The following is a 16,982-nucleotide window of genomic DNA, read 5'->3' as shown; positions in this document are numbered from 1 at the left end:
AATCGCGCGGGTAAAGAATTCTAAGTAACGTTTTGAGTTCTGTTTGCCGTTATGGGTTCGGTAGCTGGCCATTGTGCCTAACGTGTTATATGGTTACTTTTATCGTAAATATCCCATAAATAGAATAGATCAGGATATAGTAAGTTTTACGTTGCTGTTTTTACGTAAAGATAATTAATTTTTCCTACGAAAAAACAAAAAAAATCCTGATAATATGCTATCGGGACTATCAGCGAAGTGGTCTTGATTCTTTATAGGGCAAGAATGATTTTAAAACATCTCCCTTCCCGAGAAATGAAAAGCACTTTCAATAGCTGCATTATCATCACTATCACTTCCGTGTACCGCATTTTCACTTATGGAATCCGCAAATAATTTTCTAATGGTGCCTTCAGCAGCATCCGCAGGGTTTGTAGCTCCAATCAAAGCTCTAAAATCCTCCACGGCATTTTCTTTTTCTAAAATTGCTGCCACTATCGGGCCTCTGGTCATATACGCAACCAAATCGTTAAAAAACGGACGCTCCTTATGTATGGCATAAAATGTTTGCGCATCCGCTTTGGTCATTTGTGTTAATTTCATAGCGACCACTCTAAATCCGGAAGCCGAAATTTTTTCTAGTATGCCACCAATGTGTCCTTTTTCAACCGCATCGGGTTTTAGCATGGTAAATGTTCTGTTTGTTGCCATTTTAACTGTTTTAATGGGTTCAGTATGTGGTAAATAGGTCTTCATGAAATATTAAAACAAATTTAAGGAAGACAAACTTACAAACCTCTTGTGATTTTGGGTGCAAAAGTAAAGTATTTATCCATAAAAACAAGGCTATCAAATTTTAAAAATATTGTATATTCGCTATCTATGGATAAACACGATATTTCAAGCCTAAAACAGTTGTTGTCAACAAAAAAAAAGATAGTTCTTGTACCGCACAAAAACCCCGATGGTGATGCTATTGGCTCTACCCTTGGGCTTTACCATTATCTTTTAAAGGGAAATCATCAAGCAAACGTCATAGCACCCAATGATTATCCCAACTTTTTAAAATGGATTCCGGGAGAGGATAGCATCCTAAAATACGATTCCCAGACCAAAATTTGTGATACCTTAATAAACGAAGCGGACCTTATTTTTACTTTAGATTTTAATGCCTTCCATAGAACGGGCAACATGGAAACGGTTCTAGCTGAAAGTAAGGCGATTAAAATCATGATAGATCATCACCAAGCGCCAGAGGATTATGCTACTTACATGTTTAGCGATGTTAGCATGAGTTCTACTTGCGAAATGGTGTATCATTTTATCAACTTCTTAGATGGTACGGATTTGATTGATGCCACCATTGCTACGTGTTTATATGTGGGGATCATGACCGATACAGGCTCTTTCCGGTTTCCTTGTACCACGAGCAAAACGCATGAAATTGTAGCACACCTTATTGAAAAAGGTGCCAATAATGCCGACATACACAACCATGTTTTCGATACCAATAGTTATAAAAGCTTACAGTTATTGGGCTGCGCATTGACCAATTTAAAAGTGGTACCAGAATCAAGGACTGCATACATTACACTATCACAAGAAGAACTGAACAGGTACGATTACAAAAAAGGTGATACCGAAGGCATTGTTAATTATGGCCTTTCATTGGAACATGTTGTTTTGGCAGCCATTTTTATTGAGGACAAACAAGAAGGCATTATTAAAATTTCATTGCGTTCCAAAGGTGACTTTTCGGTAAACGATGTGGCCAGAACGCATTTTAACGGTGGTGGCCATATAAATGCTGCTGGAGGGAAAAGCTATTTGTCGCTAAAAGATACCGTTGAAAAATTTATTAGTATATTGCCCAGTTATAATAAAGCCCTAAACCATGAATAAATTATACCTACTAACCCTTGTTTTGCTTGCTATGTTTAGCTGTAAATCGCCCGAAGCCAGACGCCCCATTTCTGTAAAGAGTGGCTCTTTTATTGATGCTTCGGTAGAGCGGAACAAAAAATTGAATGCCAAAGAGCAGGCGCATATTAAAAAAATCATGCAGCAGAAAAAGGACACTGATTACGTGGCTTCTGAAAGTGGATTTTGGTATTACTACAACACCAAAGTGGAATCCGATTCTATTGGAACGCCCAATTTTGGAGCCATCGTTAATTTTGATTACAATGTAAAAACATTAAATGGCAGCGTGATATATTCTAAGGAAGAGATTCAACCGCAGGCGTATGCCATGGACAGGGAAGAATTGTTTACAGGGTTGCGCGAAGGGTTGAAACTTATGAAAACGGGCGAAACCGTCACCTTTATTTTCCCATCCCAAAAAGCGTATGGCTATTATGGCGACGAACATAAAATAGGAACCAATATGCCTTTAATTTGCGAAGTTACCGTACATTCCATTACCCAAAACCAAACAAAATAGTATGCCGCAGTTAAAAAATCCCATAGCCATTTTATATATCCTTTTGGCATGCTTTTCATCTTGTAAAGCACCATACCCTGAGCTTGAAGATGGCATTTACGCAGAATTTATTACCACAAAAGGCGTAATGGTAGCCAAATTGGCTTATGATAAAACGCCTGTTACGGTTGCCAATTTCGTATCGCTTGCAGAAGGCACCAATACCATGGTTGACAGTGCCTACATTGGAAAAAAGTTTTATAATGGCACTATTTTTCATCGGGTTATTGACAGCTTTATGATTCAAGGTGGCGATCCTACCGGTACAGGTTCTGGAAATCCGGGTTACAAATTCATGGATGAATTCCACCCTGCCTTAAAACATAACAAACCCGGTATTTTATCTATGGCGAATTCCGGGCCCAACACCAATGGAAGCCAGTTTTTTGTAACCGAAGTCCCTAAACCACGCCTAGATAATAGGCATTCGGTTTTTGGCGAACTTGTAATTGGTCTAGACGTTCTGGATAGCATTTCCAATGTTAAAACAGGAACTAACAACAAACCTGTTGAAGATGTTGTTATTAAGGAATTGAACATTATAAGAAAGGGCAACAACGCAAACTCTTTTGACGCTCCCAAAGTGTTTATCAATCATTTTGCAAAAGCAGAAAAATTGGAAAAGGAAAAAGCGGCAAAAACCGAAGCCATTTTAAAGGCCTCTGCCGAAAAATTCAATAAACAAAAAGAACAGGCCACCACATTGCCTTCTGGTTTACAGTATATTATAACCGAAAAAGGAACGGGAAAGAAATTAACAGAAACCTCTAAAATATTAACGCACTATGCGGTATATTTTGAAAACGGGCAACTGCTTGAAACCAGCAAATTGGAAACCGCCGAAGCCTTTGATATGGTAAACGAACAACGTAAAGCAGCAAACCAATACCAACCCATACCTGCCGATATTGGTCCGAATGCCCGCATGATTTCAGGATTTAAAGAAGGCTTGCAACAGCTAAGTGTTGGTGATAAAGCGACTTTATTTATTCCCTATCATTTAGCCTATGGTGAAACCGGAAACAAAAGTATTCCACCAAAAACTGATCTAATATTTGAAGTTGAAATTGTAGAGCTTCGATAACCATTACACGAAAAAATAAAGCAAATAACTATTTACACTGAAAATTAAAACCTATGTACCTATTAAAATTTGATTGGAACCCCATAACAGGTATTGATATTATTGGAAATTTTAAACTGCACTTTTACAGCTTAATGTGGGTGGTGGCATTTGTACTGGGTTGGTACATTATGAAACGTATTTTTACCAAAGAAAAAGTATCACTGGAATATCTGGATCCACTGTTTATTTATACCGTGGTTGCTACCATGTTGGGCGCGCGTTTGGGCCATGTACTGTTTTATCAATCGGAATTGATTTCAGAAGATTTTTTCAGCATTTTTCTTCCTTTCAGATTTAAAGGCGGTATTGAATTTACAGGTTTTCAAGGATTGGCAAGCCATGGTGCCGCTATTGGTATTATTATAGGCATGTATTTGTACCGCATAAAATATAAATATAAATCCTTGCTTTGGATATTGGACCGCGTGGTTATTTCGGTGGCTTCGGGTGCTATTTTTATTAGGATCGGCAATTTTATAAATTCTGAAATTATTGGTAAGGTAACCGAGCCTCAAGACTTTCCTTTCGGTGTTCGTTTTATTCAAGACTATTATAACAAATACGACGTGGTTCGTGTAACAGGCATAAAAAATGTTCAAAAAGCCTATGATGCCATTGCCAACAATCCGGCTCTATTAGAAGAAATTCCATATCGCCATCCCGCACAATTATACGAATCGTTTTGCTATGTTTTTGTGTTTTTAATTTTATGGTATTTCTATTCAAAAACGTCTAAAAGAGACCAAACAGGATTTTTGTTCGGTTTGTTTTTGGTTTTGTTATGGACCATCCGATTCTTTGTGGAATTTGTAAAGGAACCCCAAGGCGATGAATACATCAATTGGTTTGGTTTAAACACGGGGCAGTGGTTAAGCATTCCGTTTATTATTATCGGATTGTATTTTATGTTTCTTTACAAACCTAAAAACGTGGTTAGATAAAATGGTTGTTAAAAGAGTTGTTTTAATTTTAAGTGTTCTTGCAATCAGTCTTTCTGGCTGTAAAGAGGACAAAAAAGAGGTGGAGCAAACCGAAGTCACCTTTAAAAAAGAAGGCGAACTCACCATTTTTAAAGTGGCCGATTCTACCGAAATAAAACTGGACATTGAAATAGCCGATACCGATTTTGATATTCAAACGGGGTTGATGTACCGGGAATCCTTGCAAAACAATCAAGGCATGTTGTTTGTTTTTGATGATGTAACTGAACGTTATTTTTACATGAAAAATACCAAAATACCATTGGATATTATTTATTTGGATGCCAACAGAACCATGGTCAGTTTTCAAAAAAATGCGAAACCTATGGACGAAACGTCTTTACCGTCCAACGTTCCTGCAAAATATGTGCTTGAAGTGAATGCTGGTTTGGTTGATGCTTGGTCGCTTGCGGTGGGGGATATGGTTGAATATCATTGAATAGGTTCAAAAGTATAAACCACTTCTTCCACTCCATTATTATATAAGGATTTAATACGTTTAAATCCGTTTTTAATGTAAAAAGCATCGAGTTTTAAATCTTCAATGGTTAACCAATACTTTTGGTTTGGATACATTCTCTTTAGATGGTCCAACCAAACAGAGCCTAAATTCTGTTGCCTCCTTTCTTCAATAACATAAATAAAGCCCACGTACAAATAGCCCGTATCGAACCATAAATTAGCTTCGCTTTCGGCATACAGCATATCTGGTGGGCATTTTGAGAACACCAAACCTCCAGCAATTATTTGGTTTTTTTCAACCAGTAAATAACCTTGGGTGGTCATTTTATAGGTTTGCCAAAAAGGCAGGATGCCTTCTTGCCAATCTTTAGGCAATATGTTAAAAAATTCTGGGTAATCATTGCAAGTTTTAAAGGTCATTTTAAGTATTCATTTAAAGTTCCGTTTGGTTTAACCATATCATCAAAATAAACACTTCGACAAGCTCAACGAGACATCCAATTCTTTTTTTTTACCCCGTAGCGATGCAATGCAGTAAAAAAAAAGTCTTCAATTGATCAAAAGATTTCTTCCCGACAGAGCTATCGGGATTTCGCTTCAATCAAAAAAGTTTAAACAGTTCTTCTGTTAAATCAAACATTTCTCGTCTTTAGTTGATTGAAAAACTTTATATGGGTTCCATAGCCATTTTCACAAATAAATGTTAAATTTCATAAACATGGATTTTCAGCGCAATAAACACAGTGTTAAAACGTTAAACGTAATATACAATCTAGCCAAACGAAAGAATAATTATTTAGAGTTAGTCACCTTCACATTATCAGATTCGTAATTGAGAGATTCGTATAATCATATAAAAACTCGGAATATTTATATTTCGGGTTTTTTTCGTGCATGTTAAAAAAAGTTAAATAATAAAATCTGTGCAATATTATGGCGTTTTCTACGTCTAATATACTAGATTCTTCACATAAGTGTTAGTTGAAGTTGATTAATAGCTAGAAAAACCCGAAACTCTAACGTTTCGGGTTTTTTGTTTTTTTATTGGACTCCTGCTTCCGCAGGAATTATGTCCATTTAATAATCGCACTTGCCCAAGTAAAACCACTACCAAAGGCTGCAAGTACCACATTATTTCCTGGTTTTATTTTTCCTGCTTCCCAGGCCTCGGTAAGCGCAATAATAACAGAAGCCGCCGTTGTGTTTCCATACTTCATAATGTTGTTAAAAACCTGATCGTCGCTTAAACCAAACTTCTTTTGAATAAATTGGGCAATCCGTAAATTGGCTTGATGCGGGATCAACATATCTATATCTTCTTTCTGCAAACCGTTTTTTTGTAAACCTTCCATAATAACCTCACTAAAACGGACCACCGCATGCTTAAACACAAACGTACCATCCATAAATGGAAAATACGATACATCTTCATCACCAGCTACCAGAATTTCGGGCACCCAATGTGCAATGCTTGGTGACTCTACAATTAACTTATCGGCATATTTACCTTCACTATGTAAGTGCGTAGACAAAATACCTTTTGTGGTATCTTCTTCTCTAGTAAGGACACAAGCACCTGCCCCATCTCCAAAAATAACCGTTACACCGCGCCCTCTGGTGGTTTTGTCCAATCCGTTGCTATGGTACTCGGCGCCAATAACCAAAACATTTTTGTACATACCTGTTTTAATAAATTGGTCGGCTACCGAAATGGCATACACAAAACCCGAACATTGGTTCCTAACATCCAAGGCTCCAATAGTGCGCATGTCCAATAAATCTTGAATTTGCACCCCACAACCCGGGAAGTAATAATCGGGACTTAATGTTGCAAATACAATAAAGTCAATATCATCTTTGGTTAAGCCAGCGCGTTCGATAGCTACTTTAGCGGCTTTGGCTCCCATAACTGCCGAGGTATCATCGCTGCCTTCTTTTATCCAACGGCGTTCCATAATACCCGTACGTTCTTGAATCCATTCATCGGTGGTGTCCATCATTTTAGATAAATCATCATTTGTAACCACATTATCTGGCACATATTTACCTAATCCTATAATTTTTGAATTGTACATATCCCTTCTGTTTTATATACCACAAAGTACAAAATTAAATATAGAAATTCCAACTAATAAAAGTCAAAGTTACAAGTTTAAGGTTACGAGATTAAGGTTTGCCAAAGGTTCAAATTTCAGGTTCAACGTCTCAGTTCTAAATTTCGTTACTCGTTACTCGTTAATTATTTCGTGTCAGTTTGTCACATTCTTACTCTTGGTACTTTTTTTGACTATTAGTGAAGAGAAATTGAGTTAAATTTAAACAGATTCCTGCCTAAGCAGGAATGAAAAAATAATTATTTATTATGACAAAAGGAAACATTAATGTATCGGTAGAGAATATCTTTCCGCTTATTAAAAAATTCTTGTATAGCGACCACGAAATATTTTTACGTGAGTTGATCAGTAATGGTACCGATGCTACTTTGAAGCTAAAGCACCTGACCAGTATTGGAGAGTCCAAAGCGGAATATGGCAATCCAGTGATTGAGGTTAAAATTGATAAGGAAGGCAAAAAACTTCATGTTAGTGACCAAGGTTTGGGGATGACTGCCGAAGAAGTTGAAAAATACATCAACCAAGTGGCATTTTCTGGTGCTGAAGAATTTTTGGATAAATACAAGGATTTGGCTAAAGATTCAGGAATTATCGGTCATTTCGGACTTGGTTTCTATTCCGCATTCATGGTGGCTGAAAAAGTTGAGATCATCACCAAATCACATACCGGTGCGCCTGCTGCACATTGGACCTGTGATGGCTCGCCTGAATTTACTTTGGAAGCTTCAGACAGAACCGAAAGAGGTACTGAAATCATTCTTCATATTGCCGAGGATTCTACAGAATTTTTAGAAGAATCGCGCATTCGTACTTTATTGTTGAAGTACAACAAGTTTATGCCTATTCCAATTAAATTTGGAACCAAAGAAATTAACGATCCTGAGCACAAACCTGCAACCATTACCGATAAAGACGGAAAAGAAACGAAAGAACCCCAACGTAAAATAACTGTTGATAATATTATAAACAATCCAAATCCAGCATGGACCAAACAACCAACGGATTTGGAGGATAAAGATTATAAAGACTTTTACCACGAATTGTATCCAACACAATTTGAAGAGCCTTTATTCAACATTCACTTAAATGTAGATTATCCGTTCAACTTAACCGGTATTCTGTATTTCCCGAAAATGGGCCGGGATATGCAAATCCAGAAAGATAAAATCCAACTGTATCAAAACCAAGTGTATGTTACCGATAACGTAGAAGGCATTGTGCCCGAATTTTTGACCATGCTTCGTGGGGTTATCGATTCTCCTGACATTCCGTTGAACGTATCTCGTTCTTATTTACAAGCGGATGGTGCGGTTAAAAAAATATCCTCTTACATTACCCGTAAAGTTGCCGATAAATTAAAATCGTTATTTAATGATAACCGTGAAGATTTTGAAGCAAAGTGGAACGATATTAAGATTGTGATTGAATATGGAATGCTTTCAGAAGACAAATTCTTTGAAAAAGCAGATGCCTTTGCATTATATCCAACGGTTGATGGCACTTATTATACTTACGAAGAATTGTTCAACAAAATAAAAGCGAATCAGACTGATAAAGACGGCAAGTTGATTATTTTATACGCCTCTAATAATGATGTGCAACATGCTTATATTGAAACTGCCAAAGCCAAAGGCTATGAAGTCTTGTTGCTGGATTCGCCAATCGTGTCGCATTTAATCCAAAAGTTGGAAAGCACAAAAGAGAACATTTCGTTTGCGCGCGTAGATGGCGACCATATTGACAATTTAATCAAGAAAGACGAAACAACCATTTCCAAGCTTAGCGATGAGCAAAAAACAGCATTGGAAACCCTGTTAAAAGAAGTGATTCCTTCTGAAAAATTCATGGTACAGTTAGAAGCTATGGATAGTGATGCATCACCATTCATCATCACGCAACCAGAGTTTATGCGCCGTATGAAAGAGATGCAGCAAACTGGTGGTGGCGGTATGTTTGGCATGGGCGGTTTCCCGGAAATGTACAATTTGGTGGTTAACACAAACTCTAAATTGGTTGGCGAAATTTTAGAAACGAAAACGAAGCCCAAACAAGAGCGTTTAATTGCCCAAAGTTTGGATTTGGCGCGTTTGTCCCAAGGCTTATTAAAAGGTGAAGAACTTACCAAATTTATTAAGCGTAGTTATGAGATGATTAAATAGATGTGCCATTTCCTCGAAGGCAGGAATCCCATGATGTTATCTCAAACGTTATAACCAAAAAACCACTTCAAAATAAAGTGGTTTTTGGTTATTTTTTCTTCTTTTTTGATTTCGCTTTTTTTGATTTCTCCTTTTTAGCCTTTGCTTTAGCCTTTTTCTTTTTTACTTTGGCTTTATCCGTATCTTTCTGCTTTTTAGCCTTCTCCTTTTCTTTAGCCTTCTTCTTTTTTCCTTTATCGGTATCTTTTTTCTTCTTTTTTGATTTCCCAACTGCTACTTCCGGAGTGGTTTCGTTTAAAAGGGCTTCGGTTACCTCGTCAACATTTTCAACAATAGCGTCGTTTATAGCGTCGTTAACGAATCCGTCTTTTGATTCTGGTGGAATTAAATCATGTTCTTCCATATATTATTTTTTATTATATCTCAATGAATCAACAAAGATATGGTATAAACAAACATCCCAATGTTAAGTTTTTAGTTACTGAATTCTTGGTTTTATATAAAATTTTAGGGTTTGATAACGGCAAACATGATTTTAATCTAAATAATTCCCCGATGGTTCTACCTCGGGGTTTCCGAATTTACCGCCCTTTGGGGAGGTCGGAATTGCTTTTTAGCAATTCCGGGTGAGGCAAAATATAATCCCGAAAGCTTTCGGGACGGTTTTTGGTGCCATGGCCAAAATGATTCCGATAATTATCGGGACGGCGAACAAACTCTATGTCCCGATAGCTATCGGGACTGCCTCGAGGATAGTCGGTTTCAAGAAATTTTTTATTTTGAAATGTTTTTTTGTTGATATGGTGAGAAGAAAAAACAATTACTCAACTCATTTAAACTTTTTGGATTGAAGCGAACCTGCCTCGTCGGCCTTACAGGTTGCAGCCAATCGAAAAGGTTTAAACCAGTTCATTTTGAAAATACTTACTAAAAACCAAAAACAACACACCGCACAATAACCAAGCGGGAAGCGTTACAAAAGAGAGGAACACATCAAATTGGATGGATATAAAATAGAATATACCAAAACTTATGGCCCATGCCAATAATACCGATTTATTAAATTGGATATTTGCAACTTCTGCATAGTTTTTAATGATTCCTGCCCGTTTATAAAAGAAATGTTCAAATACGATGATGGCTCCAAATGGTGCCAAAATAAATCCGTATAACGCCACAAAGCCTAATAATTGCATTGCAAATGCCGGAAATAAACCTGCAATGGTCGCCACAGATCCTGCAATAATAGTCACCCAAAAAGTTGAAACTTTTGGAATAATAGCCTGAAACGCTAAACCAGCTCTATAAATGGTTGGGTTTGCCGTTGTCCAACCTGCAAGAACCACTGTGATAATTCCAAAAACACCAATGGCATTATTTGCCAACGGACCAGGAGCCACAGGAGGCGCTTCGCCATTATTTAAAAAAGTCAGGGCTTCCGGAGATTTTAAATACACTGCATATAACATCGCAGCAGCTATCCACGCCATATAATGCCCCACGTACATACCGGCAGCGGTTGCCCAACCCGCATTTGCCTTTTTAGCAAACCTAAAAACAGATAGATCGGACATGCCAATATGCATGGCGGCATTAGCAAACCAAGACCAGATAACCACGTGCCAAAAGTTAAATTTATGCTGTCCCGGGAAAGGCTCCGAGCCCTTGCCCCAAATGTTCCAAAAATCGGAAAAACTTGAAATATCAAGCTGATATAACGCTACTATTCCAGCGGCCAAAAATGCCAGTACGATAAAAGGCGACATCCAGTTGGCGGCTTTTGTTACGGTATCATAACCACGCGCGGCGATAATAGAGATCAGGGCACCAATTAAAATGACAATGATAACCCATGTTAAACTGTTGGGCAAGGTGTCGGTCAGTTTTGGCATGGGCATATCAAATGGGATGCCTACGGCCGTTGCAGAAACTGTTATCATCGCACCCGCAAGAAAGCAAAATAAAATGCCATTGGCCAGATTATAGCCAGTGACCAATTTTTTCCCACAAATTTTTTCCAATTGGAAATAAAGCGTCAGTCTGTTTTTTACAGCAATTTCGGCCGTTAAAAACCGCCAACTTAAAACCGCCAAAAGATTTCCTATTAATAGACCAACAATAAGATCGAAAGCGCTAACACCTGCCGTTAAAAATAAGGGGCCTATCATAAACTCGGTGCCTGCAGCGTGTTCCCCGGCATACATGCCCAAAAAGCTTTTCCAGCCTTTAAGTTTGGATTGTGGCACAGGGGTTCTCTCAAATTCTCCTCCTGCAATTTCTTCAATGATCTCTTGTTCAGTACTTACTTGGCTCATATAGTTTAGTTTTGATGGTAAAAGTGTGCTATTTTCAGGTTATTATTCCATATATAAATCTAAAAATCAATAAAAACATTAAATTTTAAGTAGCTTGATACCGGTACTTAATTACTGTTAGGGACGAAAATATGCTTTGGTTTTAACATCACTATCCTGTACTATGTGGTTTATGGAATGAAATTTCATGAATTTTGTATTTCTTGCCAGAACTTGGCTATAAAGCTTGCAATTGTTACCTTTAAAAATTTTTTAAAACTGTTTAACTTAATAGATGCTATACATGGAAAAGGAGGTAATATTTTAAATTATCTATACATTTACAGGGCAGAACAGGATAGCCAATAACAAGTAATAGACTAAATTTGGTATTTGTTTGATAAACCAGTTCATGGTTTAATTTTTAGCAAACAATAATCCAAAAAAAAAAGATGAAAGTAGGTTTGTTTATACCGTGCTATATCAATCAATTATATCCTCAAGTTGCCATAGCCACATTAGAATTGTTAGAAAAATTAAATGTTGATGTTGATTATCCAATGGGGCAAACCTGTTGCGGTCAGCCTTTAGGCAACTCGGGCTATGAAGATGATTCTAAGGGTGCCTGTAAGGTATTTGTCGAAAATTTTAAGGAATACGATTATATAGTGGGCCCTTCGGGAAGTTGTATATACCACGTAAAGCACCATTTCGATATATTGGAGCAAACACCCAATGTTAAAAGGGTTAGAGACCATGCTTATGAACTCTGTGAGTTCATTGTTAAAATTCTGGGGCGAACCGATTTGGGTGCCTCATTCCCGTATAAAGTTGGCTTGCACAAAAGTTGTCATGGGTTGAGAGGGCTTAAGTTGGGCTCATGTTCAGAAGTTGTGGGCGAACATTTTTCTATGGAAGAAGATTTATTAAATAAGGTAAAGGGTCTTGAACTCATGTCTTTAACAAGAAAAGATGAATGCTGTGGCTTTGGAGGTACATTTGCCGTTTTTGAGGAAGCCATTTCGGTAAAAATGGGTAAAGACCGTATCCAAGATCATTTAGATAGCGATGTGGAGGTCATTACGGGAGCAGATCACTCGTGCCTCATGCATTTGGAAGGCTTGATAAATAGGAACAAACAGCCATTAAAAGTCATGCATATTGCAGAAATTTTAAACAGTTCAATATAATTATGGGTCACGCAGAAAAAGCCGAAATATTCAACAAAGATGAAGCCAAGGTCAATTGGCATGACAAAGCCTTGTGGTATGTACGTGAAAAAAGAGATGCTTCAGCCCACAAAGTTCAAGGTTGGGAATATTTAAGAGAATTGGGTTCGGCCATTAAAGCCAATGTGTTATCTAATTTAGATGCTTATTTAATACAGTTTGAATCGAATGCCAAAAAAAACGGTGTTAACGTACATTGGGCATCCAATGCAGAAGAGCATAACGCCATTGTCCATAAAATTTTGGAAGCACACCAAGCCAAAAAAGTAGTTAAAAGTAAATCGATGCTGACGGAGGAATGTCATTTGAATCCATATTTAGAAGATAGGGGCATTGAAGTTATTGATACCGATTTGGGCGAGCGCATTGTGCAATTGGCTAAAGAACCGCCTAGCCATATTGTATTGCCCGCCATTCATAAAACAAAAGAGGAAGTAGATATTTTGTTTCAAGAGCATTTAGGAACAAAACCAAGTAATGGTAATCCAGAATATCTTGTTAGTGAGGCGCGGAAACACCTTAGGGATAAGTTTTTAAAGGCAGATGTAGCCATTACAGGCGTTAATTTTGCCGTTGCAGATACCGGTGGTTTTGTGGTTTGCACCAATGAAGGAAATGCCGATATGGGCGTACACCTTGCCAAAGTACATATTGCCTGTATGGGCATTGAAAAAATAATTCCAAAGGAAAAACATTTGGGCGTATTTTTACGTTTGTTGGCAAGAAGTGCTACCGGGCAACCCATTACAACCTATTCATCCCATTTTAATAAAGCAGAGGAAAGTAAGGAAATGCACATTATTATTGTGGATAATGGAAGAACCGAGCAATTAAGTAGAGAAGATTTTAGGGCCTCTTTGCACTGCATTCGTTGCGGTGCGTGTATGAATACCTGCCCTATTTACAGAAGAAGCGGCGGCCATAGTTATGATGCCACCATTCCTGGGCCTATTGGCTCTATTTTATCTCCGGGGATGGATATGAAAAAACACAGTTCCCTGCCATTTGCTTCTACATTATGCGGCTCGTGTTCCAATGTGTGCCCCGTGAAAATAAACATCCACGAACAACTGTATAAATGGCGACAGGTTATTGTGAAAGAGCAGAAACAACCTGTGGTAAAAAAATCGATTTTAAAAGTGGCAGGGGTGGTGCTTGCTAAACCAAGCTTTTATGGTTTTGCCGGAAAATCAGCTCGATTTGTATTGAAATATGCCCCCAAATTTATGATATACAATAAGTTAAATGCGTGGGGGAAAGCACGTGATTTGCCTGAAGTTAAAAATGAAAACTTTGATGCATGGTATAAAAAAAGAAATAAAAATGGGTAGAGAAGCAATTTTAGAAGCGATAAAAAAAAATAAGCCAGATGTACTCCCAGTGCCAGAAATCAACGAAGCCGTTTTTTTTGAGGATTTAAATTTACTTGAAACCTTTAAAAACAATGTCACTCTGGTAGGAGGTAGCATCAAAGAAATCGCTTTAGCGGATATAGATGCTGAAATAAAAAAAATGTATCCGAACGCCAAACAGATTGTATCAGCTTTGGCAGGTTCGGTATTAGGAACGGTTTCCATTTCTGAAAAAACCGATCCCCATGACCTCGAGTCCCTAGATTTGGCGATTGTAAAAGGGACATTGGGAGTTGCGGAAAATGGTGCTATCTGGATTACAGCACATGACAGTATGGTGCGCGCACTTCCGTTTATTACCAAACATTTAGTCATTGTCTTATCAAAAGAGGCTATATGTCTTCATATGCTACAGGCTTATGGTGACATGGCCCAAAGGGAAAGGGATTTCGGGGTTTTTATTTCCGGACCCTCAAAAACAGCGGATATTGAACAATGCTTGGTTGTTGGCGCACATGGCGCCATGAGCCTAACGGTGTTTCTGGTGTAATAAATAATAAGATAAGCTTTAAAGTAAAAAACTCAGTTATAAAGATATAGCTGAGTTTTTTATAAAATGCTTTAATAAACTACTAGTAATTTATAGGATATTCAAGATCTCACAGATTTTGAAAATCTGTAGAGGTCTATCTACCGAATAAGTCTTTGTCTTTATTTCCACGTATGAAATGTGCTTCTCCATTTTTGTCAATAAATTGTACGGTTTTATTAAATCTTAAATCTTTACTTTTCTGTAATGGAGTTTTGTCATCGTAGTAAACTGTAATTTCCTCTCCAATTTTTAGCTTGTCTAATTGTTCAAGTTTTGGTCCAAAATCGTCAGATGCTTGTCCAACAAAAATGTCGAGAATAAGAAGGAAATCCACAATATGAATAAATCGATGTTTACTTAAAACCAAAATCTGAAACGAGAGGGATCTCCCTCCTTGGAGGGGGCTAGGGGTGGGTTTATAAACTTTATTAGAACAAAGTGTTAAATCATTTTTCAAAAAAGAAAATTTAAGTATCTTTCAACGTAATTACGGTTGTTTAGTCATTCCAATAGAAGAACGACTGGGAAATCACATAAAGCTCAGCCTCAATTTTGAAAACAATATCTATTCCTTCATTTTCATTGAATTCGAGAAAATTCATTTTAATTTTTTTGTTTTTCATTATTAATTATGGTGCCTTCGCATCCTACATCCTCATTCCCATGGATGCCGAAAGCCAAAAAAATCATTTAAAAGCCTACGGCCTTACCTATTGGACACTTAGTAAAGAACTCAAAGTAAAGTGGCTTCTTAATTATAGAGGGGGTTCATTTTTGTTGCCAGACACTCAAGAAATACAGCGCGAATGTCAAATTCGAGGCATCTCCTTTGAAATCCTTTCCGATGCTAAAACAGAAAGTATTTTAGAAGATATAAGCAGCCCGAGCCAAAATATGGAAGCGGTTATTCTTGAAAAAGCGCCTAAAATAGCGGTTTATACTCCCAACGGAAAACAACCTTGGGATGATGCGGTAACTATGGTGTTGCAATATGCTGAAATTCCTTATGAAACCGTTTATGATGAAGATGTTTTAAATGATGGTTTGCTGGCTTTTGATTGGTTGCACCTGCACCATGAAGATTTTACAGGCCAATATGGGAAATTTTATGGCGCCTATAAAGCTGCTTCTTGGTACATTGAAGAAAAAAAGGAAGCCGAAGCCTTGGCAGCAAAATTGGGATATAGTAAGGTTTCCGAAGAAAAATTGGCGGTCGCTTTAAAAATCCGGGATTACGTTATTGGCGGCGGCTTTATGTTTGCCATGTGCAGCGCCACCGATAGTTTCGATATTGCCTTAGCGGCAGAAGGTCTTGATATTTGCGAACCTATGTTTGATGGCGATGGTAGCGATTCCGGCTATCAAAATAAGATAGATTTCAATAAAACCTTTGCCTTTACAAATTTCACTTTGGAACGGAACCCCAATGTTTACGAGTTTTCATCCATTGACATGACACAAAAACGCATGGTTTCCCAATCCTCTGATTATTTTTCTTTAATGGAATTTTCGGCAAAATGGGATCCGGTTCCAACCATGTTATGCCAAAACCACACCGCTTTGGTAAAAGGTTTTATGGGACAAACAACGGCTTTTACAAGAGATGAAATAAAATCGAATGTTTTGGTACTGGGTGAAACAAAATCAAACGAAGAAGCAAAATACATACATGGTATTAAGGGAAAAGGTTTTTTCACGTTTTATGGTGGCCATGACCCAGAGGATTACCAGCATAGAGTAGGGGACTCAAAAACAGAACTCGATTTACATCCAACCTCTCCAGGATATAGATTGATACTAAATAATGTGTTGTTTCCTGCTGCTAGAAAAAAGAAACAGAAAACTTAATAACAGATTTTAGTTTGCATTTTCTACAACCGCTACTTTTGTAAAGGTATATACAAAACCATCAGCACCAGTGCCTGTGGAAGTCATATTTTGATCGATTATCAATTGTGTTTGTGAGTATGTAAAGCCTCCAAATTCATTCGATTCAATTTTAAGGTAGGCTTTATTTTCAACCTCAATAACAGAGTAAGTGTAGATTCCTGTTGCTAGGCCATCTTCAACATCTTCAGTATTAGTGTTATTTACTGTTAATTTAGCGGTCTTATCATCAAAACTCCAAATAATTTTATAGGTATAGGCGTTTAGGTAACACTTACTTTTGTTCTTGTTTTATCATTTTCAACCATCTTTTTAACTAACACATT

16 protein-coding genes are annotated in these 16,982 nt (G+C 37.5%); 10 read left to right on the top strand and 6 right to left on the bottom strand.

From position 1 onward, the window contains the following. Window positions 1-270 precede the first annotated feature (270 nt). A complete protein-coding gene (locus ACU1LP_RS17685) occupies window positions 271-690 on the bottom strand; it encodes a nucleoside-diphosphate kinase (protein ID WP_445736933.1) in 420 nt (139 codons plus the stop codon). 171 nt (window positions 691-861) lie between these two features. On the opposite strand from ACU1LP_RS17685, the gene ACU1LP_RS17680 reads away from it, so the two are divergent. Genes ACU1LP_RS17680 through ACU1LP_RS17660 form a run of 5 tightly spaced genes read left to right on the top strand, consistent with a single transcriptional unit; the run spans window position 862 to window position 5,006 of the window. Next, window positions 862-1,881: a DHH family phosphoesterase gene (locus ACU1LP_RS17680; RefSeq protein WP_445732194.1), complete on the top strand. Its 1,020-nt coding sequence runs from the start codon at window positions 862-864 to the stop codon at window positions 1,879-1,881. Continuing rightward, a complete protein-coding gene (gldI, locus tag ACU1LP_RS17675; RefSeq protein WP_445736932.1) occupies window positions 1,874-2,422 on the top strand; it encodes a gliding motility-associated peptidyl-prolyl isomerase GldI in 549 nt (182 codons plus the stop codon). Before ACU1LP_RS17680 ends, gldI begins: the two co-directional genes overlap by 8 nt. Before the next feature lies 1 nt (window position 2,423). After that, complete coding sequence (locus ACU1LP_RS17670; protein WP_445732179.1) at window positions 2,424-3,545, top strand: peptidylprolyl isomerase; 1,122 nt, start codon at window positions 2,424-2,426, stop codon at window positions 3,543-3,545. A gap of 53 nt (window positions 3,546-3,598) precedes the next feature. Beyond that, the gene (gene lgt, locus ACU1LP_RS17665) at window positions 3,599-4,528 is read left to right on the top strand and encodes a prolipoprotein diacylglyceryl transferase (RefSeq protein ID WP_445736931.1); all 930 of its coding nucleotides are present in this window, start codon (window positions 3,599-3,601) and stop codon (window positions 4,526-4,528) included. Window position 4,529: 1 nt separating this feature from the next. Further along, the gene (locus ACU1LP_RS17660) at window positions 4,530-5,006 is read left to right on the top strand and encodes a DUF192 domain-containing protein (protein ID WP_445736930.1); all 477 of its coding nucleotides are present in this window, start codon (window positions 4,530-4,532) and stop codon (window positions 5,004-5,006) included. On the opposite strand, the gene ACU1LP_RS17655 is transcribed toward ACU1LP_RS17660, so the two are convergent. Continuing rightward, window positions 5,000-5,449 carry a GNAT family N-acetyltransferase gene (locus ACU1LP_RS17655; RefSeq protein WP_445734843.1) on the bottom strand — a complete coding sequence of 150 codons (450 nt, stop codon included), beginning with the start codon at window positions 5,447-5,449 and terminating at the stop codon, window positions 5,000-5,002. The two genes, ACU1LP_RS17660 and ACU1LP_RS17655, sit on opposite strands and share 7 nt — an antisense overlap. Before the next feature lie 647 nt (window positions 5,450-6,096). Further along, window positions 6,097-7,104, bottom strand: coding sequence for a 3-oxoacyl-ACP synthase III family protein (locus tag ACU1LP_RS17650; RefSeq protein ID WP_445732183.1), 1,008 nt, complete (start codon window positions 7,102-7,104; stop codon window positions 6,097-6,099). Between the two features lie 287 nt (window positions 7,105-7,391). Between ACU1LP_RS17650 and htpG the strand changes: the two genes are divergently transcribed. Further along, window positions 7,392-9,302 carry a molecular chaperone HtpG gene (gene htpG, locus ACU1LP_RS17645; RefSeq protein ID WP_445732184.1) on the top strand — a complete coding sequence of 637 codons (1,911 nt, stop codon included), beginning with the start codon at window positions 7,392-7,394 and terminating at the stop codon, window positions 9,300-9,302. An 88-nt stretch (window positions 9,303-9,390) separates the two neighbouring features. On the opposite strand, the gene ACU1LP_RS17640 is transcribed toward htpG, so the two are convergent. Next, a complete protein-coding gene (locus ACU1LP_RS17640) occupies window positions 9,391-9,705 on the bottom strand; it encodes a hypothetical protein (RefSeq protein WP_445732185.1) in 315 nt (104 codons plus the stop codon). A 496-nt stretch (window positions 9,706-10,201) separates the two neighbouring features. Further along, window positions 10,202-11,617 carry a purine-cytosine permease family protein gene (locus ACU1LP_RS17635; protein WP_445736929.1) on the bottom strand — a complete coding sequence of 472 codons (1,416 nt, stop codon included), beginning with the start codon at window positions 11,615-11,617 and terminating at the stop codon, window positions 10,202-10,204. 431 nt (window positions 11,618-12,048) lie between these two features. Between ACU1LP_RS17635 and ACU1LP_RS17630 the strand changes: the two genes are divergently transcribed. Genes ACU1LP_RS17630 through ACU1LP_RS17620 form a run of 3 tightly spaced genes read left to right on the top strand, consistent with a single transcriptional unit; the run spans window position 12,049 to window position 14,727 of the window. Further along, window positions 12,049-12,786 carry a (Fe-S)-binding protein gene (locus tag ACU1LP_RS17630; RefSeq protein ID WP_445733941.1) on the top strand — a complete coding sequence of 246 codons (738 nt, stop codon included), beginning with the start codon at window positions 12,049-12,051 and terminating at the stop codon, window positions 12,784-12,786. A 2-nt stretch (window positions 12,787-12,788) separates the two neighbouring features. Then, complete coding sequence (locus tag ACU1LP_RS17625) at window positions 12,789-14,156, top strand: lactate utilization protein B (RefSeq protein ID WP_445733942.1); 1,368 nt, start codon at window positions 12,789-12,791, stop codon at window positions 14,154-14,156. Then, window positions 14,149-14,727 carry a LutC/YkgG family protein gene (locus tag ACU1LP_RS17620; protein WP_445733943.1) on the top strand — a complete coding sequence of 193 codons (579 nt, stop codon included), beginning with the start codon at window positions 14,149-14,151 and terminating at the stop codon, window positions 14,725-14,727. The genes ACU1LP_RS17625 and ACU1LP_RS17620 overlap by 8 nt, the downstream gene beginning before the upstream one ends. Before the next feature lie 136 nt (window positions 14,728-14,863). On the opposite strand, the gene ACU1LP_RS17615 is transcribed toward ACU1LP_RS17620, so the two are convergent. Then, window positions 14,864-15,226: a hypothetical protein gene (locus ACU1LP_RS17615; protein WP_445733944.1), complete on the bottom strand. Its 363-nt coding sequence runs from the start codon at window positions 15,224-15,226 to the stop codon at window positions 14,864-14,866. A gap of 206 nt (window positions 15,227-15,432) precedes the next feature. Between ACU1LP_RS17615 and ACU1LP_RS17610 the strand changes: the two genes are divergently transcribed. Further along, window positions 15,433-16,617, top strand: a complete 1,185-nt coding sequence (locus ACU1LP_RS17610) for an asparagine synthetase B (RefSeq protein ID WP_445733949.1) — start codon at window positions 15,433-15,435, stop codon at window positions 16,615-16,617. Window positions 16,618-16,982: the final 365 nt, after the last annotated feature.

The organism is Mariniflexile sp. (assembly GCF_052728615.1).
This window is presented reverse-complemented; position numbering and strand designations above follow the sequence as displayed.

What these genes read in the sequence shown, in the direction of transcription:
- ACU1LP_RS17685 (WP_445736933.1), bottom strand. Translation starts at nt 690, where the DNA reads ATGGCAACAAACAGAACATTTACCATGCTAAAACCCGATGCGGTTGAA.
- ACU1LP_RS17680 (WP_445732194.1), top strand. Translation starts at nt 862, where the DNA reads ATGGATAAACACGATATTTCAAGCCTAAAACAGTTGTTGTCAACAAAA.
- gldI (WP_445736932.1), top strand. Translation starts at nt 1,874, where the DNA reads ATGAATAAATTATACCTACTAACCCTTGTTTTGCTTGCTATGTTTAGC.
- ACU1LP_RS17670 (WP_445732179.1), top strand. Translation starts at nt 2,424, where the DNA reads ATGCCGCAGTTAAAAAATCCCATAGCCATTTTATATATCCTTTTGGCA.
- lgt (WP_445736931.1), top strand. Translation starts at nt 3,599, where the DNA reads ATGTACCTATTAAAATTTGATTGGAACCCCATAACAGGTATTGATATT.
- ACU1LP_RS17660 (WP_445736930.1), top strand. Translation starts at nt 4,530, where the DNA reads ATGGTTGTTAAAAGAGTTGTTTTAATTTTAAGTGTTCTTGCAATCAGT.
- ACU1LP_RS17655 (WP_445734843.1), bottom strand. Translation starts at nt 5,449, where the DNA reads ATGACCTTTAAAACTTGCAATGATTACCCAGAATTTTTTAACATATTG.
- ACU1LP_RS17650 (WP_445732183.1), bottom strand. Translation starts at nt 7,104, where the DNA reads ATGTACAATTCAAAAATTATAGGATTAGGTAAATATGTGCCAGATAAT.
- htpG (WP_445732184.1), top strand. Translation starts at nt 7,392, where the DNA reads ATGACAAAAGGAAACATTAATGTATCGGTAGAGAATATCTTTCCGCTT.
- ACU1LP_RS17640 (WP_445732185.1), bottom strand. Translation starts at nt 9,705, where the DNA reads ATGGAAGAACATGATTTAATTCCACCAGAATCAAAAGACGGATTCGTT.
- ACU1LP_RS17635 (WP_445736929.1), bottom strand. Translation starts at nt 11,617, where the DNA reads ATGAGCCAAGTAAGTACTGAACAAGAGATCATTGAAGAAATTGCAGGA.
- ACU1LP_RS17630 (WP_445733941.1), top strand. Translation starts at nt 12,049, where the DNA reads ATGAAAGTAGGTTTGTTTATACCGTGCTATATCAATCAATTATATCCT.
- ACU1LP_RS17625 (WP_445733942.1), top strand. Translation starts at nt 12,789, where the DNA reads ATGGGTCACGCAGAAAAAGCCGAAATATTCAACAAAGATGAAGCCAAG.
- ACU1LP_RS17620 (WP_445733943.1), top strand. Translation starts at nt 14,149, where the DNA reads ATGGGTAGAGAAGCAATTTTAGAAGCGATAAAAAAAAATAAGCCAGAT.
- ACU1LP_RS17610 (WP_445733949.1), top strand. Translation starts at nt 15,433, where the DNA reads ATGGATGCCGAAAGCCAAAAAAATCATTTAAAAGCCTACGGCCTTACC.